The following is a 23,350-nucleotide window of genomic DNA, read 5'->3' as shown; positions in this document are numbered from 1 at the left end:
AATGTCCGAATTAGCATCTGTCGATTGGTCTAGAGCGCAGTTTGCACTAACTGCTATCTATCACTTCCTGTTCGTTCCTCTGACATTAGGACTTAGCTTTATCATAGCTATTATGGAGAGTATTTATGTCAAAACCGGAAATGAGCAGTGGAAGCATATAACTAAATTTTGGCTTAAACTTTTTGCAATAAATTTTGCAATAGGTGTTGCGACTGGTATCATCATGGAGTTTGAATTCGGTACAAACTGGGCGAACTATAGCTGGTTCGTAGGCGATATATTCGGTGCACCGCTTGCTATAGAAGGACTTTTGGCATTCTTCCTTGAAAGTACATTTTTTGCGGTTATGTTCTTTGGTTGGGATAAAGTTAGCAAAAAATTTCACCTAATCTCAACATGGCTTGTGGCTATAGGATCAAATTTAAGCGCACTTTGGATTTTGATAGCAAACGGTTGGATGCAGTATCCAATAGGGATGAAATTTAATCCGGACACCGCAAGAATGGAGATGCAAAACTTCTTTGAAGTGGCATTAAGTCCTGTTGGAATTATTAAATTTTTACACACAGTAACAAGCGGATATGTTATCTCGGCTCTATTTGTGATAGGAATTTCAGCCTGGTTTATCCTAAAAGGAAGACATATTATAATGGCTAAAAAAAGCATGATAGTAGCGGCGAGCTTTGGCCTTGTAACTTCTTTATTCTTGCTATTTAGCGGTGACGAGAGCGGATTTCAAGTAACCAGAACTCAACCGATGAAGCTTGCGGCCATGGAAGGACTTTACGAGGGAGATAGCAGACAAGGACTTGTGATGTTTGGAATGCTTAAGCCAGACAAACAACCAGGAGACGGACAAAGTCCTTTTATGTTTGACGTAGAGATACCTTATATGCTCTCGCTTATAGGCAAAAGAGATATAAACGCTTTTATTCCCGGTATTGACGATTTAGTTTTTGGAAATGAAAAGCGTAATATAGAGAGCGTAAGTAGCAAGATGACAAAGGGTAAGATCGCCGTAGACGCACTAAGAACATATCAAGAGGCTAAAAAGGCAGGCGATAAAGAAGCTATGGCGAAAGCGCAAAATCTTCTTGAAGCCAATATGAATTTCTTAGGCTACGGATATCTAGAAAAACCGACAGATGCTGTGCCTCCTGTAGCATTGACCTTTTACAGCTTTAGAATTATGGTTATGCTTGGCACATACTTTATAGCTCTATTTTTCGTAGTTATGTATCTATGTATGGCAAATAATATCGAAAGCTTCAAAAAGCTTCTTTGGATATGCGTATGGACTATTCCTCTTGGGTATATCGCAGCAGAAGCTGGATGGATAGTAGCCGAAGTCGGGCGTCAGCCGTGGGCTATACAAGATCTGATGACGGTAGGCGTAGGTGCTACAAATTTAGGTAGTGTAAATGTCAAAATCTCATTTACGCTATTTGCGATACTTTTCACGGCACTATTGATAGCCGAGATAAAAATAATGTTAAAACAAATAAAGATAGGATTTGAAAGCCATGCTTAGTTTATCACACGAAATACTTCAAATTTATTGGTGGGTTATAGTTAGCTTGCTAGGCGGGCTTTTGGTGTTTATGATGTTTGTTCAGGGCGGGCAAACACTCATATTTGGGCTGCCTAAGAGCGAAATAGAAAAAGACATGATAATAAATTCCGTGGGTCGCAAATGGGAGCTTACATTTACTACCCTTGTCATGTTCGGAGGAGCATGCTTTGCTGCATTTCCGCTCTTTTATGCTACTAGCTTTGGTGGGGCGTATTGGGTGTGGCTGGCAATTTTATTTTGCTTTATTTTGCAAGCCGTTAGTTACGAGTATAGAAAAAAACCGGACAATTTTTTAGGTCAAAAAACTTATGAAATTTTTCTTTATACAAACGGCTCGCTTGGAGTTATTTTAATAGGAATGGCCGTTAGCACATTTTTTTCAGGAAGCGACTTTACACTAGGCGAGCATAACTTCGTGGAGTGGAAAACTCCATATAGAGGTCTTGAGGCACTTGCCAATCCCCTACTCTATCCCCTTGGAATTGCGATGTTTTTCCTATCTCGCGTAGGCGGGGCTTTATATCTAATCAATAATATCTCGGATGAAAATTTTAGAGCAAAAGCCAGAAAAGCTGTTCTAAAAAATACTATTTTGTTCCTACCATTTTTCTTAATGTTTATAATCTGGATATTTACAAAAACAGGCTTTGAATATGATGCAGAAGGCATAGTAAGTCTAGTAGGCTTTAAATACGCTCTAAATTTAGTAAAAATGCCAATCGTTACTCTTATAATGTTAATAGGACTTGGACTTGTGCTATATGGAATTTATAAAGGCGCATTTACTAAAAGCATTTACGGAGTAGTTCCTTACGGAATCGGAGTAGTATTTGTAGTAATGGGGCTATTTTTGATAGCGGGGTTAAATAATACGGCCTTTTATCCGTCTTTTTCAAATTTGCAAAGCTCGCTAACTATAAAGAATGCAAGCTCTAGCCACTACACTCTTGGAGTGATGGCTTACGTAAGTCTTATTGTGCCATTTGTATTGGCATATATCTTTGTGGTTTGGAGAGCTATAGATAGTCGCAAAATCACTCAAGATGAGATCAAAAACGATCACCACGCATACTAAGGAACAAATATGACAACTGCAATTATTTTCTTTTTTCTTTGGATACTTGCTCTTTTTTTGAGCTACAAATTCGTACTTTTAAATGTAAATCAGGTTGAAAAATACCCTGAAAGATACTTTGAAAATTTAGAAGAAGAAAAGAAGAGCAATTAAAATAATATCTTATAATCAAATTTATAGGCGTTAAGTTTCGCCTATAAATTTTAACTAACAAATGCTAATTTACAAACACCCCTCTTTAATACCTAGCTTACAAGCTCTATCGAAGTATGCAGCGGCCTCTACGCTTATTTGACCCCTAAAATCCTTTGGCATCAAGGCTATACCCATATACATGCAAGAAACGCCGTTTCCATTCTCGCAAGTAGCCTTTAAATACGGCTTAGCCTTATCGTAATCTTTATTTTTGAAGTAAAATTCTCCAAGCACCACACAGCCATTTACATCGCCATTCTCGCAGCCTTTGTTGACATAAGATACTCCAAGATTCATATCGGCGCTCACACCACGCCCAGAGATATAGATAAGACCTAAATTTGTACAAGCTTGAGCATCTAGCTTTTCACAAGCCTTTTCATAATACTTCATAGCCTCTTGATAATTAGCCTCACCAAGAACTCCATCATCATTAAGCATTCCTGCAAGAGTACAAAATTTCGCCTCTCCCTTATCGCACCAACTCTTAGCTATCTCATAAGCTGACTTATAATCTTGTTTTGTTCCTTTTCCGGACATATAAAATGTAGCCAAGCTCTCACACTGTTTTACATCTCCGCCTTCACAGGATTTTTTAACTATATTAAACTGCTCAGCAGAGACTTGCATATTTATCGCCTCTTTTTTGTCCTCATACTCTTTCATTCTTTCACAAGCACCCTGATGCCCCATTTCACAAGCTTTTTTATAAAATTTATTAGATAGCATATAATCTCCTGAAAATGCCGCCTTGCTACCCTCTTCAAAACAACTACTTGCATCAACGCATTCATTTGCCAGAAGTATTGCAAAAAAGCTTAAAAACACTACTAAAATTTTCATATACATCTTCCAAATTTAAGCTTCCAAAATCGCTCCGCTGCTCGCATTTGTCACAAGCTTGCGATATTGTCTTAACCAGCGAGAATTTAGCTCCTTTTCAAGCGGCGTAAATTCTGCGCGACGACGTAAAATTTCAGCCTCGTCTAAGCGCACATTTATACTATAAGTATCGACGTCTATATCGATTATATCGCCGTCACGAAGTAGTCCTATCATACCGCCTTCAGCAGCTTCGGGGCTTACGTGCCCTATGCTCAGTCCTCTTGTTGCACCGCTAAAGCGTCCGTCCGTTATCAGCGCCACGTCCGCACCAAGCCCGCGACCCATTATTAGGCTAGTAGGGCTTAGCATCTCTTGCATTCCGGGTCCTCCGCGCGGACCTTCGTATCGTATGACGACCACGTCACCCTTATTTACTTTACCGCTTGAAATCCCCTCTATCGCCTCATCTTGAGAGTTAAAACAAACCGCCTTACCGCTAAATTTACGCTCTCCCACGATGCCTGCCGTCTTTATCACACATCCTTGCTCGGCTAAATTTCCAAACAAAATCGCCAGCCCGCCAACTTGTGAATAGGCATTTTCGACTTTATGAATCACGCTTTCATCTTTTATCTCGCTAAGCCCCACGCGCTCGCCTAAGGTTTCGCCCGAAACGGTTAAATTTTCTAAGTACAGCATTCCGTTATCGCGGCGTGAAATTTCCTTTATCACGGCGTTCATACCGCCAGCTCGCCCCACATCTTCCATATGCACGTTTGGCAAGCTTGGGCTTATCTTGGCTATGTGAGCGATGTTTGAGCTTATTTCATTTAGCTCTGAAATTTGCAGATCTACTCCTGCTTCACGCGCGATAGCAAGCATATGAAGCACGGTATTACTGCTTCCGCCCATCGCCATATCAACTACAAGTGCGTTTCTAACGGCTTTTGCGTTTAGGATGTTGCGAATTTTAAATCTCTCATCAAGCGCGATCTCGCAAATTCTACGCGCCGCTTTTCGCACGAGCTCTTCTCGCTCAGGTGTAAGAGCCAGTATCGTGCCGTTGCCGCTTAGCGCTATACCCATCGCCTCGCAAAGCGTATTCATGGAGTTTGCCGTAAACATTCCGCTACAACTTCCACCGCTAGGACAGGCGTTACACTCGATATCTTTTAACTCGGCTTCGCTTATCTCTTTGGTCTCAAATTTGCCCACTGCTTCAAACGCCGTAGCAAGATCAATCGGGCGTCCGTCTTTAGTGTAGCCCTTTTTCATCGGTCCGCCGCTTACAAATACGGTCGGTACATTTACTCTAAGTGCGCCCATAACCATTCCAGGCACGATCTTGTCGCAGTTTGGCATACAAACAAGTGCGTCAAGTGCGTGCGCATTCATAACCGTTTCAACCGAATTTGCTATGATCTCGCGGCTTGGCAAGCTATAAAGCATACCGCCATGCCCCATCGCGATACCGTCATCTACGCCTATGCAGTTAAATTCAAACGGCACACAGCCGTTTTTACGAATTTCGTCTTTTAAAATTTCAGAGTAGCGATTTAGGAAAAAATGCCCGGGAATTATCTCGATAAAGCTGTTTGCGATGCCGATAAACGGCTTATCAAAATCTTCGTCTTTAAGCCCAGTAGCGCGTAAAAGCGAGCGATGAGGCGCTCTTGTGTAGCCTTTTTTTATGATATCGCTTCTCATGTCTTTCCTTTTAGTAAAATTTTATAGATTTTATCAATTATTTGATTATATAGGTATAAAATAATCTTGCCTTGCTTGAAATATGTTTTTTTACATAAATTATTGTTCAAATTTATTTCAAAATCAAACTTAATAATTTATAAATTTAAGACAAATAGAGGTATAATACCCAATTATTCATCAAAATAAGGAAATTTTATGCTCTCTAATCCCGTTGTTGTAAGCATAGTAATTATGACTGTGCTTTGTCTGCTTCGCTTTAATGTATTATTATCGATTCTAGTTTCTGCGCTTGTTGCAGGTTTAATGTATAATAATGGATTTGCTAGTTTTAGTGCATTTTTTGATGCCCTAACAGCCACTACTTCTACTCTAATCACCGGTATGAAGGGAAATTTAGAAACCTCTCTTAGCTATATTTTATTAGGGGCCCTTGCCGCAGCTATTGCAAATACCAATTTAACAGCGATTTTAATAAATAGCATAACTAAAATTTTAAGTAGCACTCGTACATATTTTGCTTTAATAATCGCTGCGGTAGCATGCTTTTCACAAAATTTAATCCCTGTGCATATAGCATTTATACCTATACTGATTCCACCACTTTTACCTCTTATGAATAAATTAAATATAGATAGACGTGCTATAGCAACAGCTCTGACATTTGGTTTAAAAGCGCCTTATGTAAGCCTTAGCGTAGGTTTTGGACTTATTTTTCACGGTATTATAAAAAAAGAACTTGCAAATAATGGCGTAAATGTAGAAATTTCAGATATTCAAAGTGTAATGTGGATAGGCGGATTTTCAATGCTAGTAGGCCTATTTTTGGCAATCTCTATATTTTATTCTAAAAAAAGAGAATATAAACATACAAACTTTGAAAATTTAGAGATGCAAGAAGCGGAATTAGCTAAAAGCCTAAAAATGACAAAGAAAGAGTGGGCTGTCTTAGGAGGTGCCATAGTAGCGTTTGTAGTGCAAATTTACACATCAAGTATGCCTCTTGGGGCACTTTTGGGACTTCTTGTTATGGTGGCTTTTGGTGGCATAGAGTATAACAAGATAGACAAAGTCATGGATAGCGGTCTAGCCATGATGGGCTTTATCGCATTTATTATGCTTGTTGCAGCTGGCTTTGGCTCTGTTTTAAGAGAGAGTGGCGGTATCGAACAACTTGTAAATTTTGCTAGCAGTATCGCTGGTGGAAAATTAGGAGGAGCTATAATGATGCTAACCATAGGACTACTTGTAACTATGGGCATAGGAACTAGCTTTGGCACCATACCTATTATAGCTGCGATCTATGTTCCGCTTTCTATATCTTTAGGTTTTTCATTTCCGGCTATTATTCTTTTAGTTGGTATTGCTGCAGCACTTGGAGATGCGGGAAGTCCTGCAAGTGATAGTACTCTTGGACCAACAGCAGGTCTAAATGCCGACGGACAGCACAATCATATATATGATACTTGCGTGCCGACATTTATTTTCTTTAATATTCCACTTATAATAGGTGGTATTATAGGAGCAATGATATTATAATCCCTATAATTTTATAGCCTGCTATACTTGACTGGTAGGCTATAAAATTTAATTACTATTCTTTACTCTATTTACATTTTTTGGAACATCTTTTGCTTTTATCTTTTTAAAAATTGCATATAAAGGATAAGATTATGATGAGATCTCTTTGGTCTGGAGTTACGGGACTTCAGGCTCACCAAATAGCAATGGATGTTGAAGGTAACAACATAGCAAACGTAAATACCATAGGATTTAAATATAGTAGAGCAAATTTTGATGATCTTATATATCAAACCGCACGTGTATCTACTGCGCCTCAAAATAAACATGGCGGTCTAAATTCAATGCAAGTAGGTCTTGGAACGCAAGTAAATACTACTACTAAAATTTTTAAGCAAGGCTCACTTCAAACTACAGATAAACAGACCGATATCGCGCTTCAAGGTGATGGATTTTTTATAGTTAGTCCAGACAGTGGAAAAACTCGTCTTTATACTAGAAACGGCGATTTTTCTCGTGATAGTGTAGGAAATTTCGTAGATAACGGCGGACACATAGTTCAAGGCTGGATGAGAGATGAAACAACAGGAGAAATAGACCCAACAAGACCGATAGAAAATATCATTATCCCACCGGGACTTACTACTCCTGCTCGCGCTACTACCGAAATAGCATTAAAAGCTAACCTTGATAGCGGCGATGACGTAGGGACGAAAAAAATTCCTATCTATCAACTTGATCAATACAGTCGCTGGGTTGAGAAATCTCCTATTGATAATATTAAAACAGACAATGAAATACATGATGAAAATAATGTTGGAGAAGATGAGTTTTATGTAACAAAAACTGGTGAACAAAGACTAAGAGAAAGAGGAGCAGATCTAGGAGTGTTATTTAATAATGATGGAGACGCTTATAATCTAAGAGATGGTCAAGGCATTTGGATAAGTTACGCGGATGCTAAGACAAAGGCGCTAAACGTAGGGGCCGATCCACTTGGAAATTTTGCGGCACCACAGACACTCGATATTATTTTAAATGGAGAAAATATAAAACTAGGCAATATTAAGAATATTAGCCAGTTAGCAGCTGCAATAAATGAGAAATATAATAAAACAGGTGTTGAAGCAAGCGTAACTAATGGAAATCAACTTGTATTAACCAACAGAAATAATTTAGGAGCATCAGTTGAAAATAAAAATATAAAACTTGTAGCAAATACAGCTATAGGAGATTTAGTTACTACAAATATCATTACAGCTTATCAATATACTTATAGCAAAACAAGGACAAATTCAACTCATACTTATAACGACTCTACAGAGAGAAAAGTCACAACTACAGAAGATTTAAGAGAAGCTATGCAAAAAGATGCAAGACTTTGGGTAAATTATATTGGAGAAAAAGTCGGCAATGAAGCTGATGGCACGCCTAAACAAACAGATTTCACAGATAAAATAGCAGATAATAAAAACGATGGCGTAGAAGTAACTGTAAACGAATATGGTCAATTTCAGATAAAAAACCCAAAAGGTGATGCATTTAATGAAGATGACGCAGATGCAACCGATGGCACAATAGATCCTGCAACTAATAATCCAAAACCTACTGCAAACAATGATACCGATGATAATGACCACAATATGTATCTAACTATAACAGGTCTAAACAATGCCAAAAATAACGTCACTGAAAATATCGGATTTAAAAAAACTATGGCCGTTTTAGCAGGTTCATTAAGCACAGGCGAATCAAAACGTGTAACAGATAGCCTGCATATGGCAAGCCACAGCTCAAGCATAGATGTATTCGATAGTTTAGGCGCTAAACACAACGTAAAGCTTGATTTTACAAAACGAGCATATACTGAAAATAACGGAACAGAATGGACGATGATTATCCAAGTTGCCGAGCCAAATAAGATAAATTTCGACGGCAAACCTGAAAATGTAATAACAGGATATATTAGATTTAATGCTGACGGTTCGCTTGGTACATATAGCCCTGCCAGTATCACATTTGGCGCGGCTAACGGCTCATCGGCAGGTCAGCATATAGAGCTAAATTTAGGTGACACGATGGGCTTTACCGGAATGACAAGCTATGATAACGACTCAGCAACTGCAAATATCAGCCAAGATGGTTATACAGGAGGCGAATTAAACGGTCTTAGAATAGATGAGTCAGGCACGCTTGTAGGCACATTTACAAACGGTAGAAGCTTAGGACTTGCGCAAGTTGCAGTGGCTAAATTTACAAATAATGAAGGTCTTACAAGCGAAGGCGGTAACTTATTTGCAATGACTGCAAACTCAGGAGATCCGATAATAGGTGCTGCTAATACTTCCGGACGTGGCAAAATTTCAGCTTCAAGCTTAGAGATGAGTAACGTCGATCTAAGCCGCTCACTAACTCAGCTAATTGTCGTTCAGCGCGGATTTCAAGCTAACTCAAAGACGATAACTACAAGCAACGAGATGCTAAATACACTCTTGCAACTTAAAAATTAATCTATCCATTTTTCTACTCTTGGGGGCTATCTAACGCCCCCAAACCTGACTTGAATTTCATAAAAATTTTAGCTAAATTTACGAGATCAAATTTCATAAATAAAGAGCTAAAATGCAAGTAACACTTCTAAATTTCACTCCGCTTAATATCTGCTCGCACGCGATTCGCACGTGTTGGCAAAGCTTTGACAAGGGTGATAATGGAGGTGAAAAAGATATCGAGCTGATTGATCGAGTGGGGAATAAATTTAAGCATGCAAGTACGCTTGAGCATCTTTATTATAACTTTTACATCCAAGGAATTTCGCGCGCACTACTTCAAGAGCTAGCTCGCCACCGCATAGCAAGCTTAAGTGTGAAATCAACCCGCTACACGCTAAAAGAGCTTAGAAACGAGGCGAAATTTGAGCTAGACGACTTTGAAAACGCAAGCAGATACATCGTGCTAACAGGTAACAAACTAATCGATAACGCGAGCATAAAAGCGCTTGATAATTTACGCGAAATTTTAGCCACGACCACAACCAGTCTTGATATAGTTAAATACTGCTTGCCTGAGTGCTATAAAACCGAGCTTACTTGGAGTATAAACGCTAGAAGTTTGCAAAATTTCTTATCCTTAAGAAGCTCCAAATCCGCTCTTTGGGAGATACGCGATCTGGCTCATAAAATTTACGACGCATTGCCTGATGAGCATAAATTTATTTATGAAAATCACATCACAAACAGTGAACATTAAAAATTCGCGTGGTTTTGGTGCCACGCGACTAAATTTTACTCTTTTATCTCTTTTAATTTTAGATTATAAACCTGCATGTCTTGCACCATACCAAATTTACCTCTTATAGCAAGCACTCTGCCGTTTATTTCTATTTTACCAATCTCTTTTCCTCTTGACATGACGATAGCTTTTACAAATACTTTATTCACGCCATTTCTTGTTTCAATAGGCATAAGTTCATAGTCGCAACCAAATTTTAAAAGTAAAGCATCATGTCTTAATTTTTTAGCAAAATCAAATTCACGAGAACTAAAATAATCAACCGCCATATTGGATATCTCATCATCGCCATTTAATATCGTAAGTGTTGCATTTTTGAAAAATGCTTGCTTATTTTCTACGCTATCATCCATCACGCAGTTTAAAACTTCACAAGTTTGTCTTAAGTCCTTTTTAACTCCAAAATTTTGCGAATTTGAACCGCTAAACAATACATCTTTAACCATAATCTGTTTTGCTTTTGTAGTTTTCTTTGTTTCTATGCCTAAATTTGAGTAGTTACAGATGATTTCATTATCTTTTGAAACTTCATTTGCAAATAAATTTAGCGATGCAAAAACAACTAAAACAACTAAAATTTTCCTCATTTTATCTCCTTTAGATTTATTTTTTTATCCGCAAATTATTTGCATGAGTTAAAGCAACCGCGATAGCATCGGTTATATCAAGTGGTTTTATATCTTTAGCGATCCCTAAAATTTTCTTCACCATAAAAGCAACTTGCTCCTTATCCGCTTTTGCCTTGCCTGTTACCGCTTTTTTCACTTGAAGCGGGGTGTATTCTGCGAATTCTCCGTGAATTTGAAGAATTTTAAGGCTTAACGCACCGCGAAACTGAGCGAGCTTTAAAACCGTTTTTGGATTATACGCAAAAAATATATCCTCAATCGCAACTTCATCAAATTTGTGGTTTTTAAAAATGAGATCAAGCCCTTCGCAAAGCTGCGTTATCTGATACTGAAGCAAATCAGGCTTAATCTTTATAAGCCCAGCTTCAATCAAACTCGTTTTAAACGCAGTTTTTTCGATGATCGCATAACCGCAATTCTTGCTTCCGGGATCAATTCCTAAAATTTTCATCACATCCTTAATTTGCCAAATAAAAAAGTTTTTCACGTTTTTTTCACGCTGTGAAAAACATACCTTGAAGGCATTTTAACAAAGATTTTATGAAATTTAAGATAAAATGATAAACCATTATAATAAAAAGGGATAAATTTGCTTGCAAACGAGGTTTTAGAGCTACTTGGACACGAAATTTTAAAATCAGAATATGAGTGTTACATAAAGCAGCTTAAATTTAACGAAAAAGCTTCAAATTCGGAAGTTATCGTATTTAACGCCCCAAACGAGCTTATAGCAAAATTTATCCAAACCAAATACGCAGGCAAGATAGCTCATCTTTTTGAAGTAAAAACAGGTGCAAAACCTCACATAAACATCACTTCTCAAAAGAGCAAACCGCAAACCAAAACCGCAAAAGTGGATGTAAATCAGATAAAGGCCCAAAGCAGCCTTTTAAACCCAAGCTATACCTTTGAAAATTTTGTTGTGGGCGATTCAAACCAGTACGCTTACATCACTTCAAAATCAGCTGCCGAGCAGCTTGGAAAAGCGTATAATCCGCTATTTATCTACGGTCCAACTGGTCTTGGTAAAACTCACTTGCTTCAATCGGTTGGAAATTTCTGCTTAAATAACGGCAAAGTCGTAATTTGTATCACAAGCGAGCAGTTTATCACTGATTTTACATATCATATCAACAACCACTCAATGGAGAGATTTCGCGAGAAGTACCGAAACTGTGATGTTTTACTCATAGATGATGTGCAGTTTTTAGGTAAAACGGATAAAATTCAAGAGGAGTTTTTTCACACTTTTAACGAACTTCACTCAAAAAACGGTCAGATCGTCATGACTTCAGACCGCCAGCCAAAACACCTAAAAGGCTTTGAAGATAGACTTAGAACCCGCTTTGAATGGGGAATAATAGCCGATATTACTCCACCTGAACTTGATACTAAGATAGCCATCATTAAGAAAAAATGCGAATTTGATAAAATTTATCTAACTAAAGACGTTATCGAATATATCGCAACAAATATGGGCGATAATATCCGTGAAATCGAAAGTGCAATCATAAATTTAAACGCTTACGCAACACTTATGAGACAAGAAATAAGCCTTGAATTTGCTAAAAATATCTTAAGAGATCAGATAAAAGAGAAGCGTGAAAATATAAATTTAGAAAGCATAATCGAAATAGTAAGCAAAGAGCTAAATATAAAACCAAGCGAGATAAAGAGCAAATCAAGAGTTAAAAATATCGTTGAAGCAAGGCGAATCGTAATATATCTGGCTAAAAATTTAACGCCAAATTCAATGCCTCAAATAGCAAGTTATTTTAATATGAAAGATCACTCGGCAGTTAGCCATAATATCAAAAAGATAAATGAAATGATAAATGAAGATGAATATTTTAAGATAAAAGTTGAAGAGATTAAAAATAAAATTTTGACAAAGGGATAAAAATTTAAGATGAATTATGTGAATAAATGTGAAAAATCAAATTTAGTTTTTAACTATCTAAAAGCTGAAATTTCAAGATTTAAAAACGTTTTTCACATATTCATGATACCTACTACTAATACTAAAGAAATTTAAAAAATAAAGGAAGAAACTATGAAGGCGGTAATTAACAAAAATGCTCTTGAAAGCATAGTTACAAACACAAATCCTTACTTGGAAAAAAAGGATTTAAGTGCTATAACATCTCACATATATATCTGCGCTAAAGATGGAATTTTAAACATCAAAGCCACAGATCACGAGATAGGACTTGCATACAAACTTACAAATGTTAAAATTTTAGATGAAGGAAATGCTACCGCAAACGGGAAAAAACTGCTTGACATAATAAGAAGCCTAAAAGACGAAGAAGTAACTCTTGAAACGGTAAATAATTACCTTTATATAAAACAAAAAAACTCAAAATACAAACTTCCTATGTATAAATTTGAAGATTTTCCAAAATTCCCAACTATAGATGGTAAAAATAGATTTGATATAGACGCTATAATGCTTGGAAGAAGCCTTAAAAAGATATTTCCTAGTATAGATACTAATAATCCAAAATTCGAGCTAAACGGAGCTCTTATAGACATTAAGCAAAACTACATAAATATTGTAGGAACAGATACTAAAAGACTAAGTGTATTTAAATTTGAAACTCCTACTCAAAGCGAATTTTCGCTTATAATTCCAAAAAAAGCAATAAGCGAAATTCAAAAACTTTTTTACGATAAGATAGAGATTTATTACGATGAAAACATTTTGATAGCTCAAAGTGCAAATTTTGAGTTTTTCACAAAACTTATAAACGGAAAATTCCCTGATTACGATAGGGTAATTCCAAAAGAGATTAAAAAACGACTAAAACTAAACAGAGATAAGATGATAGAAGGAATTAAAACTATATCAATTTTATCAGATAGTATGAAGATAATTTTCGCTCCTCAAACCATAACTTTTGAAAGTATTATCGAAGATAATTCAGAGGCTAGAACTGTGATTGATTTTCAAACAGGACTTGACGAGGAATTTTTCGTAGGCGTTAGAAATAGATACTTAATAGACTTTTTAACAAATATCGAAGAAGATAGCTTTGAGCTTGGTTTTAACGACTCAAATTTGGCATTTACTGTTAGTTCAAATGAGCTAAAAACGATAATAATGCCAATAAATTTATAATTAAGGTTATTTTATGGAAAAAAATTACGGCGCAGAAAATATTAAAGTTTTAAAGGGTTTAGAAGCCGTTAGAAAACGCCCGGGAATGTATATCGGAGATACTCATATAAACGGACTTCATCATATGATTTATGAAGTTGTGGATAACTCTATCGATGAGGCGATGGCCGGGTATTGTGATACGATAAATATTGAAATTACAAACGAAGGCTCAGCGATAATTAGCGATAACGGTCGTGGAATTCCTGTAGATATGCACCCTACCGAGAAAATTTCGGCTGCGACTGTTGTACTGACCGTGCTTCACGCAGGCGGTAAATTTGATAAAGACACCTATAAAGTTTCAGGCGGTCTTCATGGTGTCGGTGTATCTGTAGTAAATGCGCTTTCAAAAAAATTGGTTGTAAATATTAAGCGTGACGGAAATCTTCATAGACAAGAATTTGCAAAAGGAATTCCAACAAGCGAAATGGAGATCATAAAAACTACAAATAGAACCGGAACTATGGTTGAATTTTGGCCTGATGACAGTATATTTGAAGTAACGGAATTTGACGATGAAATTTTGACTAAGAGATTTCGCGAACTTGCATACTTAAATCCAAAAATAACTATAAATTTTAAAGATCAACGCACAGGTAGAAGCGAGAGTTATCACTTTGAAGGCGGACTTGAGAGCTTCGTAACCGATATAAACAGGTCAAATCCTGTAAGCAAAGCCGTATCATTTAGCGGTGGTGAAGAGGATGTGATAGTTGATTTTGCTTTGATGTATAACGAAACTTATAGTGAAAATTTGCTAAGTTTCGTAAATAATATCAAAACTCCTGACGGCGGAACTCACGAAGCCGGTTTTCGTGCGGGTTTAACAAGAGCGATAACAAACTACATCGCAGCAAACGCTTCCGTGCGTGAAAAAGATACAAAAATAACGGGCGATGACATCAGAGAAGGACTTATCGCAGTTGTAAGCGTTAAAGTTCCTGAGCCGCAATTTGAGGGTCAAACTAAGGGCAAACTTGGTTCAAGTTATGTAAAACCTATCGTTCAAAAGATGACTTTTGAAGTTTTGGTTAAGTATTTTGAAGAAAATCCTATCGAAGCAAAAGCCATAATGAATAAGGCTTTAATGGCGGCTCGAGGAAGAGAGGCGGCAAAAAAAGCAAGGGATCTAACTCGTAAAAAAGAAGGACTTAGCGTAGGAACTTTGCCGGGAAAATTGGCTGATTGTCAAAGTAAAGATGCAAGTATAAGTGAGCTTTATTTAGTGGAGGGCGACTCTGCGGGAGGTTCTGCAAAACAGGGTCGTGATAGAGTTTTTCAAGCGATTTTGCCTCTGAAAGGTAAAATTTTAAACGTTGAAAAATCAAGACTTGATAAAATTTTAAAATCAGATGAGATTAAAAATATGATAACGGCTTTGGGATGCGGTATCGGAGATGAATTTGATGCAGAAAAACTTCGCTATCATAAGATCATCATAATGACTGATGCCGATGTTGACGGAAGTCATATCCAAACTCTGCTTTTAACATTTTTCTTTAGATTTTTAAATCCTGTAGTTGAAAACGGCTACATCTATTTGGCTCAACCGCCGCTTTATCGTTATAAAAAAGGTAAAAAGGAAATTTATCTTAAAGATGAAAAGGCTTTGAATGAATTTTTGATTGAGACGGGAATTGAAGGGGTTGAATTTGAAGGAATCGGAAATAAGGATTTGATTGATTTTCTTAAAATAGTAGCCGCTTATAGAAGCGTGTTAAAAGAGCTTGAGAAGCGATTTAACGTGTTAAGTGCGATTAGATATATGATAGAAAATCCTGATATAGTTTCTAAAAATTACAATGAAATTTTTGAAATTTTAAAAATATATCTTGAAAATGAAGGATACAATATCCTAAATTCATACATAAATGAAGATGAAATTCGCATTTATGTCCAGACTGAAAGCGGTCTTGAAGAGCTTGTCGTAAATGAAAATTTATTTACAAATCCTCTTTACGAAGAGGCGCTTTATATAAATCAAAAGATAAAAGATCGCGAATTTAGCTTTAGTAAAGATGTGATTGAAATTCTTGATGAAGTCGAGAAAAACGCTAAAAAAGGTGCTTATATACAGCGTTATAAAGGTCTTGGTGAGATGAATCCCGATCAGCTTTGGGAGACTACGATGAATCCTGAAAATCGCCGCTTGTTACAGATAAATATAAATGATGCAATGAGTGCGAGTGATACGTTTAATCTCTTTATGGGCGATGAGGTAGAGCCGAGAAGAAATTATATACAAGAGCACGCAAAAGACGTTAAACATCTGGATGTGTGATGTTGGATTCTGAAATAAGAGAAAGATCTAGAAGATTTATATCTGCTCTTGAAATATCTATTCCATTTTTTGCACTTATTCTATTTTTTGCATATGTTTTTATAAAAAGAGATGAAGTAAATTTAGAAAATGATGAAATAGTACTTTTAATAGTTTTAATAATATGTCAAGTATATTTTACTACTTATAAAATATATCAAAGTTTTAACAATACAGTATTAGACGTCACTACCGGCTCTTTTAATAGAAGTGAAATTTTAAAAGTAATTTTAAAAAAAGCAGATCAGTTTAAAAATCGACAAGATGGTAATATAGTAATGCTAAAAATATTAAATTTAAACGATATAAATGAACGTTATAGCTTTGATATTACAGATGTTTTACTTAGAAAACTTATTGAGAGGTTAGATTTTTTTCTAAATAAAGAAGTATCCAAAAAAACTTTAATAGGCAGATATACTAACGATTGCTTTTTAATGTTTTGTGAGGGTAAAAGTTCTCAGTTAATACATTTTTTAAATATTTTTGAAAAGAGCGTTTTATCTAATGGAATAGACGATATAGAGCTTAAGATTAAATTTGAGTTAGTTAATATCAACTATTCTAAAAACATTGAAAATTCAATATCTGTTTTAATTGAGAGATTAAGTTTAGAGGAGAATGCAAAATTTGCAATTACAGATGAATTTGAACAATCTGTTTGTAAGTCTATAAAAGATAAGCAGTTCTTGTTTCAATCTCAGCTAGTAAGCAGTCTAAAAAATGAAGAAAATTTAAAAAACATTCTTATCAAAATTGATACTAAAGAATTTGGACTTATATCAAAACAAAAAGCCCAAAATATCGCAAATAAAAACGGATATGAGATATTATTTGATATAAATGCCATTAAGAAATTTTCTGAGTCAAAATTTGATGATGAAGGTTCTTATATTATTGAAGTTTCATCAGTCTCGATTAGAAATTTACAATTTATAAATTTTATAAAAGAATTTGTAGAGTCTGGTCAAATTAATCCAAATAAAGTTATTTTAGAATTTAGTGAAAAGATCGTTTATAATGAAATGAATAGATTTAAAGAAATTCTAAATCAATATAAAAATTTAGGTTTTAGATTTGCTTTTAATAAATTTGGTGGAAATAACGCAGGATTTGAGTATTTTAAACACCTGCCTATAGATTTTTTCATCTATGATATTGAGTTTAATAAAAATTTAAATGACGAAAGATTTGAGAGTTTATTTGTTAATCTTAATAAAACTGCTAAAAAAATAGGAGTAAAAACAGCTGTTAGATTTGTCGATAAGGCTGATTTTTTTGAAAATGTAAGAAGTGGCGGAATCGACTATGTACAAGGGTTTTATATAGAAAAACCAAAAGAAATTTAAGGAAAAATATGCAAGAAATTAATGAAAATAATTTAGGACAAGAGCAAAAATACGGTGAGAAAATTTTAAAAGAGTTTGATGTCGAGCGTGACCTTGAAATTTGGGAAAATAAGCAAAGCAGAAATTATAAGATCAAGATCACTTTGCCTGAGTTTTGCTGCCTTTGCCCGCGTTCGGGTTATCCTGATTTTGGGACGATTTATCTTGAGTATGTGCCGAACAAATTTGTAGTCGAGCTAAAGGCGATCAAGCTTTATATAAACAGCTTTATGAACAGAAATATAAGCCACGAAGATAGTATAAACGAAATTTACTCTGTTCTTGAAAGAAAACTTGAACCAAAATGGATGAAAATAGTAGGCGACTTTAACCCGCGTGGCAACGTTCATACGGTTATCGAGATAAGCTCTGACGAGATTATTAAAAAACCTGAGGTTAAAGAGCCAGCCGTTACTTTGATAACTCCAAGCTATGAAAGACGTGAAAGAAGTAGTGACAGAAAGTCTGATTCACGTACAAATTCAAGAGGTGGCTCAAGAACAAAAGAATTTGATAAAAAACCAAGTAGAGAAAGATCGGGAGCCGGAAAGAAATCTGCGAAAGAAGGCTTTAAAAAGCCTGAATTTTTAGGCGAAAAACGTGCAAGAGTAGTTAAAAAAGATAAATAATGATAAATGCAAATTTGATCGAACATATTTTCAAAGCGGCGTCCATATCGCGCTGGAATGACTATCCGAAGATGACAAATTTAGTCGAGCTTGATAAGCAGGCGCATAAATTTGTTATCGCTTATTTTATCGCAAAGCTTGAAAAAGATATCGATATGAACTACATCATCGAGGCGGGAATTTTTGAGTTTTTTGCTCGTGTTGTGGTTACTGATATCCGCCCGGATGTATTTCATCAGATACAAAAACAAAAGAGCGAGCAGATAAACGGCTGGGTGCTAAGCATACTTGAAAATTTGATCCGCGATATCGACGGGGGAAAATTTTTAGAGCGGCTTAGAAATTATCTTCTTAAAAAAGATAAAAAACACGCTAAAGAACGCCTTATATTAAAAGCTGCAAGCTACCTTGCAACTCGCTGGGAATTTTCTATCGTTTATCAGACAAGCCAGTTTTTAAGCGATATAGAAGAGCTTAAGAGCAAGGTTGAAGAGGAGCTTGAGGATTATTACGAGCTAATCGGCGTGCGAAAAATCGTGATGAATCAAAAGCTAGCAAAGCTTGTGGATCTAAGCGGACGACTTCGTTTTCAAAAGCGCTGGGCTCAAACTCCGCGTATCCCTGAAACTGCGGTGCTTGGACATATGCTTGTGGTTGCGATTTTAAGCTATTTTTACTCGCTTGAGGTTAAAGCTTGTGCAAAAAGACTTGAAAGTAACTTCTTTTGCGCACTCTTTCACGATCTTCCTGAAAGCCTTACAAGAGACATCATAAGCCCAGTTAAATACGGTGTCGAAGGCTTAAATGAGATCATAACCGAGTATGAGATGAGGCTCATTGATGAGCGAATTTTGCCGTTTGTGCCGGATAGTTTCAGAGATGAGTTTAGCTATATTTTAGGTATCAGAGAGCAGGGCGGAAAATTCATAAAAAACGAGTTTGAAAATAGAATTTGCGAAAAGAAACCGGCCTATCACGAAGGCACGATGGAAAATGTAAACGAGGATAAATTCAACGCGATTGACGGCAAAGCTCTTAAATACTGCGACAAGCTTGCGGCGTTTATCGAAGCAGGCATTTCCATAAGCTACGGCGTAAAGTCAAAAGAGCTCATTGACGGGTTTAATAATATGGATATTTTTTTCAGTGATAAACCAAGTGTAGATGGGGTAAATTTCGCTAAAATTTGCGAGGAATTTAAAGAGCATTTTTCTCTTTTGCAAGTAAAAATTTAAAAATTTGTGCGATAATCTGAAGAATGGAATTTAAAAACCCCTTCTCAGATGACTGCGGCACACACCAAATTCAAGTGCTCTGCTGTGTTCCCACCCTGAAGCGGTGCCTGAAAGAGGCATTGCACAGGTCTAAGAAGAGGCGAATGCAATTTTACTAAAGTATAACTTAAAACTAATTGAGGCATTTTATGGCAGTCGGGATAAAATCTAAATTTTTGTCGTTTTTTCGCGAATTTTTTGTATATCATCATAGATCTTTGGAATTTCGTGCGAAAGTTTTTGCCGCTATTATAGCTGCCAAACTTGATCCTGATGAAGATGATTTCATAATACTATATGAAATTTCAAAAGAGATTTACGATAATGACGAGGATAGAAAAGCTGTTTTAATACAGATTACAAAAGAGTATATATCAAAAGTAAAATGTAAGGATCATCTCACTCTTGATGCTCTACTTTTAAGCATAGATCAATCTATGAAAAGCCATAAAAGATATGCTTCTAAAATAGATTTTTCACACCTTAGAAGACTTATTAACGGAGAAGAGGAAGAGACATTAATTCAGCAAAGAGTTTATGATTTTTTACTTTATGAAGTAAAGCAATATTCATCTATTAGTTAAAATTTCTAAGCTCTATCTTTAAATTTGACTCTATCTTTTTAGCGTCGAATTTTCTTTGCGGAGTAGTTAAATTTCCTAAATTTTCACCGGTATCTAGAAATTTTTGCAGATAATAAATTCCATTGTATCCGTGATTATGCAGTGTTTTGCTCATATTTGTAATGTCATCTTCACAAAGCAAATCCGCATGTACGGTCGTGCGAACTTCGAATTTAAAATTTATCAGAATTAAAAAATCAAGCGTTTGGATGAAATTCTCATATAAATTTGACTTTGTAACCTCTTGAAATTTATCTCTAGGAGCTTTAAAATCAAGTGCGATATAATCGATCAAATTTTCGCTCAAAGCCGCTTTTAAAGCCTTTAAATTTGAGCCGTTGGTATCAACTTTAAGCAAAAATCCACGTCTTTTTACTTCTTGAGCAAGAGGCAAAAAACTGCTGCTGATAGTACACTCTCCACCGCTAAATACAACTCCGCTTAGCTTGCCTATGCGCCTATCTAAAAACTGCAAAAACTCATCTTCGCTCACAAAGCCTTCGCCAAGCACGACAGCTGTGTTGTAGCAGTAGGCACAGCGCATATTACACCCCGTAAACCACGCTACGCACGCGGTTTTATCGGGAAAATCAAGAGTGGTAAATGGAGTTATGGATTGAAGCGGCTTATTTTGTGCGCTCACAAAATTTCACTCGTTCTTTGTGTTCGCCTTTTTTACCGAGATTAAAGCTTTCAACCGGTCTGTGATAGCCCATTACACGAGTATAAACCACGCACTTAGTGCGTTTTTCTTGCAATTTTTCTAAGATCTCTTTTTCACTCATGTTATACTCCTTATTTATTTATATTGTAACTATTTGGGGTTTAATTTGTGGTTAATTGTTTGTAAAAATGTAGTAATATTTCAGTTATATTTCAACTAAAAGGATAAAAATGGCAAAAGTAAATTTTAAAGGCTCGCCTGTAAATTTAAGAGGCGATGAGGTAGGTGTAGGACAGCGCGCCCCTGAAGTGACACTTGTGGGAGGCGATCTTGGTGAGTTTAAAGTAGGCGCAGACAACGCTAAAATCGAAGTTTTAGTCACAGTTCCTTCGCTTGATACGGGAGTTTGCGCGACTGAAACTCGCAAATTTAACGAAAAAATGGCTGGCAAAAATGCGATAAAACTAAGCGTTATTTCGGCTGATTTGCCGTTTGCGATGGGTAGATTTTGCTCTACTGAAGGTATAGCAAATTTGCGCGTCGGAAGCGACTTTAGAGCTAAAGAATTTGGCGAGAAATACGGCGTTTTGATCGATGAAGGAGCGCTTAAAGGTTTGCTAGCTCGCGCAGTTTTTGTAATAAAAGACGGAGTTATCATCCATAAGCAAATCGTGCCTGAAATCGCAGATGAGCCAAACTATGATGCCGTGTTTGACGCGATTAAGTCAAGTGGCGGTTGTGGCTGCGGTTGCGGACATTAATTAAAATTTTGGCTTTGAAGTAAAATTTCAAAGCCAAAACTCCCCTCTTTTTAATTTTAAGAAATTTTAGCTACACTTCTTAAAATCTCAAAAGGCAAAATTTGAAAATCATAGACCTAAGCCCGGTTTTAAGCCCTAAAATGCAAATTTATCCCGGCGATGCGCCGTTTTTGATAGAGCAAAATTTAGACGGGGGATTTTGCACGGGAAACCTCTCTATGTCGCTTCATACAGGCTCGCATACTGATTTTGCTATGCATTGCGGCATGAGCGCAGTAGCAAGCGAGGAAATTTCTCTTAGCTATTTTGTGGGCGAAGCGGTTTGTGTCGGAGTGGGGGCAAATTTAAACGAAGCTATCAAATTTCAAATGCCGCCAAATCCAAAAAACGCTCAAATTTTGCTTTTAAACGTGCATTGTGAGTTTAAAGATGAGCAAGATTTTTTCATCATAAATTCTCCTTTTTTGGATGAGGATTTTTTAAATTCGGCTCAGCAAAACGGCTTTAAAACCATCGCTACAAATTTATCTACGATTGATGCTCACGGGTCAAATTTGCGTCACAAAGAGGCTTTTGAAAGACGGATTCAAATCATCGAATGCCTTGTAAATTTAAAGCCTTTGGAGGATAAAACTTTCTTTTTCTCGGCAGCTCCTTTAAAGATAGCAAACGCCGATGCAGCGCCACTTAGGGCTTACGCGATCTTACAAAGCTAATTAGCAAAAATAGCAAGCTAAAATTTGTTGCTTTAGCCGTCTTTGCAGCCATTTATTTAAAATTGCTTTTTGGTTATAATCGCTCTATGGATAAAAATAGTCAAAATTTCGGCATAGTTTTAACTCTTCTTGGCGGCATTTTCTGGGGGTTTTCTGGAGCTTGCGGACAATATCTTTTTGAGCGCAAAGGCATAAGTGCCGAGTATCTCACCTCGCTTCGCTTGATACTTTCAGGCGTGATAATGCTCGCGATTTTATACGCAAAAAGCGGCAAATTTATCTTTAGTATCTTTAGCTCAAAGAAAAATATCTACGATCTGCTCTTTTACGCGCTATTTGGCATTATGGCGTGTCAATACACCTATTTTGTCACGATTGAGCTTTCAAATGCGGCGATTTCGACTATTTTACAGTATCTTGCGCCTGTTTTAGTGCTGTTTGTGCTTTGCGTAGAAGAGAAAAGATTTCCTTATAAAAAGGAAAGTTTAAGCGTGTTTTGCGCTATTTTTGGAGTATTTTTGCTCGCCACTCATGGAAATTTCACAAGCCTTGTTATCCCGCCAAAGACACTTATCATCGGCATAATATCTGCATGTACTATCGTAATTTACACGCTTTCTCCGCGCAGATTGATGAGGAGCTATCCCGTCACGCTTATACTTGCGTGGGCGATGCTGATCGGTGGAGTGGTGCTAAGCCTTTATGCCAAGCCTTGGCAGCTTAAAGGTGTAAGCGATATGGGCGGAATTTTAGCACTTTGCGGTGTTGTCGTTTTTGGGACTATCTTTGCGTTTAGCCTTTACATGCAAGGAGTTAAAATTCTAGGTGGTGGCAAGGCTAGCGTGATATCTGCTATCGAGCCGGTTTCGGCTACTTTATTTGCGGCGTTTTGGCTTGGAAGTAAGTTTGTAATGATCGATATAATCGGGTTTGCGCTGATTATCGTTGCGATTATAATATTAAGAAAGAGCTAACTAAGTGCGAGTAAAACCGATA

The 23,350-nt window shown here is 36.6% G+C and carries 23 protein-coding genes and 1 other RNA gene; 17 read left to right on the top strand and 7 right to left on the bottom strand.

Going from position 1 to position 23,350, the window contains the following annotated elements; all coding sequences use genetic code 11:
• Position 1: 1 nt before the first annotated feature.
• From CDOM16189_RS09465 to CDOM16189_RS09455, 3 genes are read left to right on the top strand one after another with little or no spacing between them, the layout of a single operon-like run.
• Positions 2-1,531: a cytochrome ubiquinol oxidase subunit I gene (locus CDOM16189_RS09465; protein WP_169975181.1), complete on the top strand. Its 1,530-nt coding sequence runs from the start codon at positions 2-4 to the stop codon at positions 1,529-1,531.
• Complete coding sequence (locus tag CDOM16189_RS09460) at positions 1,524-2,648, top strand: cytochrome d ubiquinol oxidase subunit II (protein ID WP_170000995.1); 1,125 nt, start codon at positions 1,524-1,526, stop codon at positions 2,646-2,648. Before CDOM16189_RS09465 ends, CDOM16189_RS09460 begins: the two co-directional genes overlap by 8 nt.
• A gap of 9 nt (positions 2,649-2,657) precedes the next feature.
• Positions 2,658-2,801, top strand: a complete 144-nt coding sequence (locus CDOM16189_RS09455) for a hypothetical protein (protein WP_169975185.1) — start codon at positions 2,658-2,660, stop codon at positions 2,799-2,801.
• 69 nt (positions 2,802-2,870) lie between these two features.
• On the opposite strand, the gene CDOM16189_RS09450 is transcribed toward CDOM16189_RS09455, so the two are convergent.
• Complete coding sequence (locus CDOM16189_RS09450) at positions 2,871-3,686, bottom strand: tetratricopeptide repeat protein (protein ID WP_170000994.1); 816 nt, start codon at positions 3,684-3,686, stop codon at positions 2,871-2,873.
• A 15-nt stretch (positions 3,687-3,701) separates the two neighbouring features.
• Complete coding sequence (gene ilvD, locus CDOM16189_RS09445; RefSeq protein ID WP_169975189.1) at positions 3,702-5,375, bottom strand: dihydroxy-acid dehydratase; 1,674 nt, start codon at positions 5,373-5,375, stop codon at positions 3,702-3,704.
• Positions 5,376-5,573: 198 nt separating this feature from the next.
• Between ilvD and CDOM16189_RS09440 the strand changes: the two genes are divergently transcribed.
• The 3 genes from CDOM16189_RS09440 (at position 5,574) to thyX (ending at position 10,145) form a co-directional block, all read left to right on the top strand.
• The gene (locus CDOM16189_RS09440; protein ID WP_169975191.1) at positions 5,574-6,914 is read left to right on the top strand and encodes a Na+/H+ antiporter NhaC family protein; all 1,341 of its coding nucleotides are present in this window, start codon (positions 5,574-5,576) and stop codon (positions 6,912-6,914) included.
• Between the two features lie 134 nt (positions 6,915-7,048).
• Positions 7,049-9,406, top strand: coding sequence for a flagellar hook protein FlgE (gene flgE / locus CDOM16189_RS09435; protein WP_169975193.1), 2,358 nt, complete (start codon positions 7,049-7,051; stop codon positions 9,404-9,406).
• A gap of 112 nt (positions 9,407-9,518) precedes the next feature.
• Positions 9,519-10,145 carry an FAD-dependent thymidylate synthase gene (thyX, locus tag CDOM16189_RS09430; RefSeq protein WP_169975194.1) on the top strand — a complete coding sequence of 209 codons (627 nt, stop codon included), beginning with the start codon at positions 9,519-9,521 and terminating at the stop codon, positions 10,143-10,145.
• 35 nt (positions 10,146-10,180) lie between these two features.
• On the opposite strand, the gene CDOM16189_RS09425 is transcribed toward thyX, so the two are convergent.
• Both CDOM16189_RS09425 and ruvC read right to left on the bottom strand, forming a co-directional pair.
• On the bottom strand, positions 10,181-10,774 hold the full coding sequence (locus tag CDOM16189_RS09425) for a hypothetical protein (RefSeq protein WP_169975196.1): 594 nt from the start codon (positions 10,772-10,774) through the stop codon (positions 10,181-10,183).
• Positions 10,775-10,790: 16 nt separating this feature from the next.
• Entirely contained in the window at positions 10,791-11,267 is a 477-nt protein-coding gene (ruvC, locus tag CDOM16189_RS09420) for a crossover junction endodeoxyribonuclease RuvC (protein WP_169975198.1), read from the bottom strand.
• 138 nt (positions 11,268-11,405) lie between these two features.
• Between ruvC and dnaA the strand changes: the two genes are divergently transcribed.
• The 7 genes from dnaA to CDOM16189_RS09390 are packed head-to-tail and all read left to right on the top strand — an operon-like array spanning position 11,406 to position 19,551.
• On the top strand, positions 11,406-12,716 hold the full coding sequence (dnaA, locus tag CDOM16189_RS09415) for a chromosomal replication initiator protein DnaA (protein WP_169975200.1): 1,311 nt from the start codon (positions 11,406-11,408) through the stop codon (positions 12,714-12,716).
• Between the two features lie 9 nt (positions 12,717-12,725).
• Positions 12,726-12,851: a hypothetical protein gene (locus CDOM16189_RS09995; RefSeq protein ID WP_283240842.1), complete on the top strand. Its 126-nt coding sequence runs from the start codon at positions 12,726-12,728 to the stop codon at positions 12,849-12,851.
• An 18-nt stretch (positions 12,852-12,869) separates the two neighbouring features.
• Positions 12,870-13,937, top strand: a complete 1,068-nt coding sequence (gene dnaN, locus CDOM16189_RS09410) for a DNA polymerase III subunit beta (protein ID WP_170000993.1) — start codon at positions 12,870-12,872, stop codon at positions 13,935-13,937.
• Between the two features lie 13 nt (positions 13,938-13,950).
• The gene (gyrB, locus tag CDOM16189_RS09405; protein ID WP_170000992.1) at positions 13,951-16,260 is read left to right on the top strand and encodes a DNA topoisomerase (ATP-hydrolyzing) subunit B; all 2,310 of its coding nucleotides are present in this window, start codon (positions 13,951-13,953) and stop codon (positions 16,258-16,260) included.
• Positions 16,260-17,648: an EAL domain-containing protein gene (locus CDOM16189_RS09400; RefSeq protein WP_169975208.1), complete on the top strand. Its 1,389-nt coding sequence runs from the start codon at positions 16,260-16,262 to the stop codon at positions 17,646-17,648. Before gyrB ends, CDOM16189_RS09400 begins: the two co-directional genes overlap by 1 nt.
• Positions 17,649-17,656: 8 nt before the next feature.
• On the top strand, positions 17,657-18,316 hold the full coding sequence (queF, locus tag CDOM16189_RS09395; protein ID WP_169975210.1) for a preQ(1) synthase: 660 nt from the start codon (positions 17,657-17,659) through the stop codon (positions 18,314-18,316).
• Positions 18,316-19,551 (top strand): HD domain-containing protein, encoded by a 1,236-nt coding sequence (locus tag CDOM16189_RS09390; protein WP_169975212.1) that lies wholly within the window; start codon positions 18,316-18,318, stop codon positions 19,549-19,551. The genes queF and CDOM16189_RS09390 overlap by 1 nt, the downstream gene beginning before the upstream one ends.
• Before the next feature lie 38 nt (positions 19,552-19,589).
• Here the strand turns inward: CDOM16189_RS09390 and ffs are convergent.
• Positions 19,590-19,687: signal recognition particle sRNA small type (ffs, locus tag CDOM16189_RS09385), an RNA gene on the bottom strand.
• 52 nt (positions 19,688-19,739) lie between these two features.
• Between ffs and CDOM16189_RS09380 the strand changes: the two genes are divergently transcribed.
• Complete coding sequence (locus CDOM16189_RS09380; protein ID WP_169975214.1) at positions 19,740-20,174, top strand: hypothetical protein; 435 nt, start codon at positions 19,740-19,742, stop codon at positions 20,172-20,174.
• On the opposite strand, the gene CDOM16189_RS09375 is transcribed toward CDOM16189_RS09380, so the two are convergent.
• Together CDOM16189_RS09375 and nrdD are read right to left on the bottom strand one after the other, a co-directional pair.
• Entirely contained in the window at positions 20,167-20,856 is a 690-nt protein-coding gene (locus CDOM16189_RS09375; RefSeq protein WP_169975216.1) for an anaerobic ribonucleoside-triphosphate reductase activating protein, read from the bottom strand. The two genes, CDOM16189_RS09380 and CDOM16189_RS09375, sit on opposite strands and share 8 nt — an antisense overlap.
• The gene (gene nrdD / locus CDOM16189_RS09370; protein ID WP_169975218.1) at positions 20,840-20,998 is read right to left on the bottom strand and encodes an anaerobic ribonucleoside-triphosphate reductase; all 159 of its coding nucleotides are present in this window, start codon (positions 20,996-20,998) and stop codon (positions 20,840-20,842) included. The genes CDOM16189_RS09375 and nrdD overlap by 17 nt, the downstream gene beginning before the upstream one ends.
• Positions 20,999-21,107: 109 nt before the next feature.
• Here nrdD and tpx point away from each other — a divergent pair, with 109 nt between their 5' ends.
• From tpx to CDOM16189_RS09355, 3 genes are all read left to right on the top strand, one after another.
• Positions 21,108-21,638, top strand: a complete 531-nt coding sequence (gene tpx / locus CDOM16189_RS09365) for a thiol peroxidase (RefSeq protein WP_169975220.1) — start codon at positions 21,108-21,110, stop codon at positions 21,636-21,638.
• A 101-nt stretch (positions 21,639-21,739) separates the two neighbouring features.
• Entirely contained in the window at positions 21,740-22,354 is a 615-nt protein-coding gene (locus tag CDOM16189_RS09360) for a cyclase family protein (RefSeq protein ID WP_169975222.1), read from the top strand.
• Between the two features lie 86 nt (positions 22,355-22,440).
• On the top strand, positions 22,441-23,328 hold the full coding sequence (locus tag CDOM16189_RS09355; RefSeq protein WP_169975224.1) for a DMT family transporter: 888 nt from the start codon (positions 22,441-22,443) through the stop codon (positions 23,326-23,328).
• Positions 23,329-23,350 lie beyond the last annotated feature (22 nt).

The organism is Campylobacter sp. RM16189 (genome assembly GCF_012978815.1).
Taxonomy (GTDB): domain Bacteria; phylum Campylobacterota; class Campylobacteria; order Campylobacterales; family Campylobacteraceae; genus Campylobacter_A.
This window is presented reverse-complemented; position numbering and strand designations above follow the sequence as displayed.

Bases quoted from the DNA above. Each gene is read 5' to 3' on its own strand.
- CDOM16189_RS09355 (WP_169975224.1), top strand. From the start codon at position 22,441: ATGGATAAAAATAGTCAAAATTTCGGCATAGTTTTAACTCTTCTTGGC.
- flgE (WP_169975193.1), top strand. From the start codon at position 7,049: ATGATGAGATCTCTTTGGTCTGGAGTTACGGGACTTCAGGCTCACCAA.
- queF (WP_169975210.1), top strand. From the start codon at position 17,657: ATGCAAGAAATTAATGAAAATAATTTAGGACAAGAGCAAAAATACGGT.
- CDOM16189_RS09995 (WP_283240842.1), top strand. From the start codon at position 12,726: ATGAATTATGTGAATAAATGTGAAAAATCAAATTTAGTTTTTAACTAT.
- CDOM16189_RS09465 (WP_169975181.1), top strand. From the start codon at position 2: ATGTCCGAATTAGCATCTGTCGATTGGTCTAGAGCGCAGTTTGCACTA.
- ruvC (WP_169975198.1), bottom strand. From the start codon at position 11,267: ATGAAAATTTTAGGAATTGATCCCGGAAGCAAGAATTGCGGTTATGCG.
- CDOM16189_RS09390 (WP_169975212.1), top strand. From the start codon at position 18,316: ATGATAAATGCAAATTTGATCGAACATATTTTCAAAGCGGCGTCCATA.
- CDOM16189_RS09440 (WP_169975191.1), top strand. From the start codon at position 5,574: ATGCTCTCTAATCCCGTTGTTGTAAGCATAGTAATTATGACTGTGCTT.
- CDOM16189_RS09450 (WP_170000994.1), bottom strand. From the start codon at position 3,686: ATGAAAATTTTAGTAGTGTTTTTAAGCTTTTTTGCAATACTTCTGGCA.
- ilvD (WP_169975189.1), bottom strand. From the start codon at position 5,375: ATGAGAAGCGATATCATAAAAAAAGGCTACACAAGAGCGCCTCATCGC.
- CDOM16189_RS09400 (WP_169975208.1), top strand. From the start codon at position 16,260: ATGTTGGATTCTGAAATAAGAGAAAGATCTAGAAGATTTATATCTGCT.
- gyrB (WP_170000992.1), top strand. From the start codon at position 13,951: ATGGAAAAAAATTACGGCGCAGAAAATATTAAAGTTTTAAAGGGTTTA.
- CDOM16189_RS09380 (WP_169975214.1), top strand. From the start codon at position 19,740: ATGGCAGTCGGGATAAAATCTAAATTTTTGTCGTTTTTTCGCGAATTT.
- tpx (WP_169975220.1), top strand. From the start codon at position 21,108: ATGGCAAAAGTAAATTTTAAAGGCTCGCCTGTAAATTTAAGAGGCGAT.
- dnaN (WP_170000993.1), top strand. From the start codon at position 12,870: ATGAAGGCGGTAATTAACAAAAATGCTCTTGAAAGCATAGTTACAAAC.
- CDOM16189_RS09460 (WP_170000995.1), top strand. From the start codon at position 1,524: ATGCTTAGTTTATCACACGAAATACTTCAAATTTATTGGTGGGTTATA.
- thyX (WP_169975194.1), top strand. From the start codon at position 9,519: ATGCAAGTAACACTTCTAAATTTCACTCCGCTTAATATCTGCTCGCAC.
- nrdD (WP_169975218.1), bottom strand. From the start codon at position 20,998: ATGAGTGAAAAAGAGATCTTAGAAAAATTGCAAGAAAAACGCACTAAG.
- CDOM16189_RS09455 (WP_169975185.1), top strand. From the start codon at position 2,658: ATGACAACTGCAATTATTTTCTTTTTTCTTTGGATACTTGCTCTTTTT.
- CDOM16189_RS09425 (WP_169975196.1), bottom strand. From the start codon at position 10,774: ATGAGGAAAATTTTAGTTGTTTTAGTTGTTTTTGCATCGCTAAATTTA.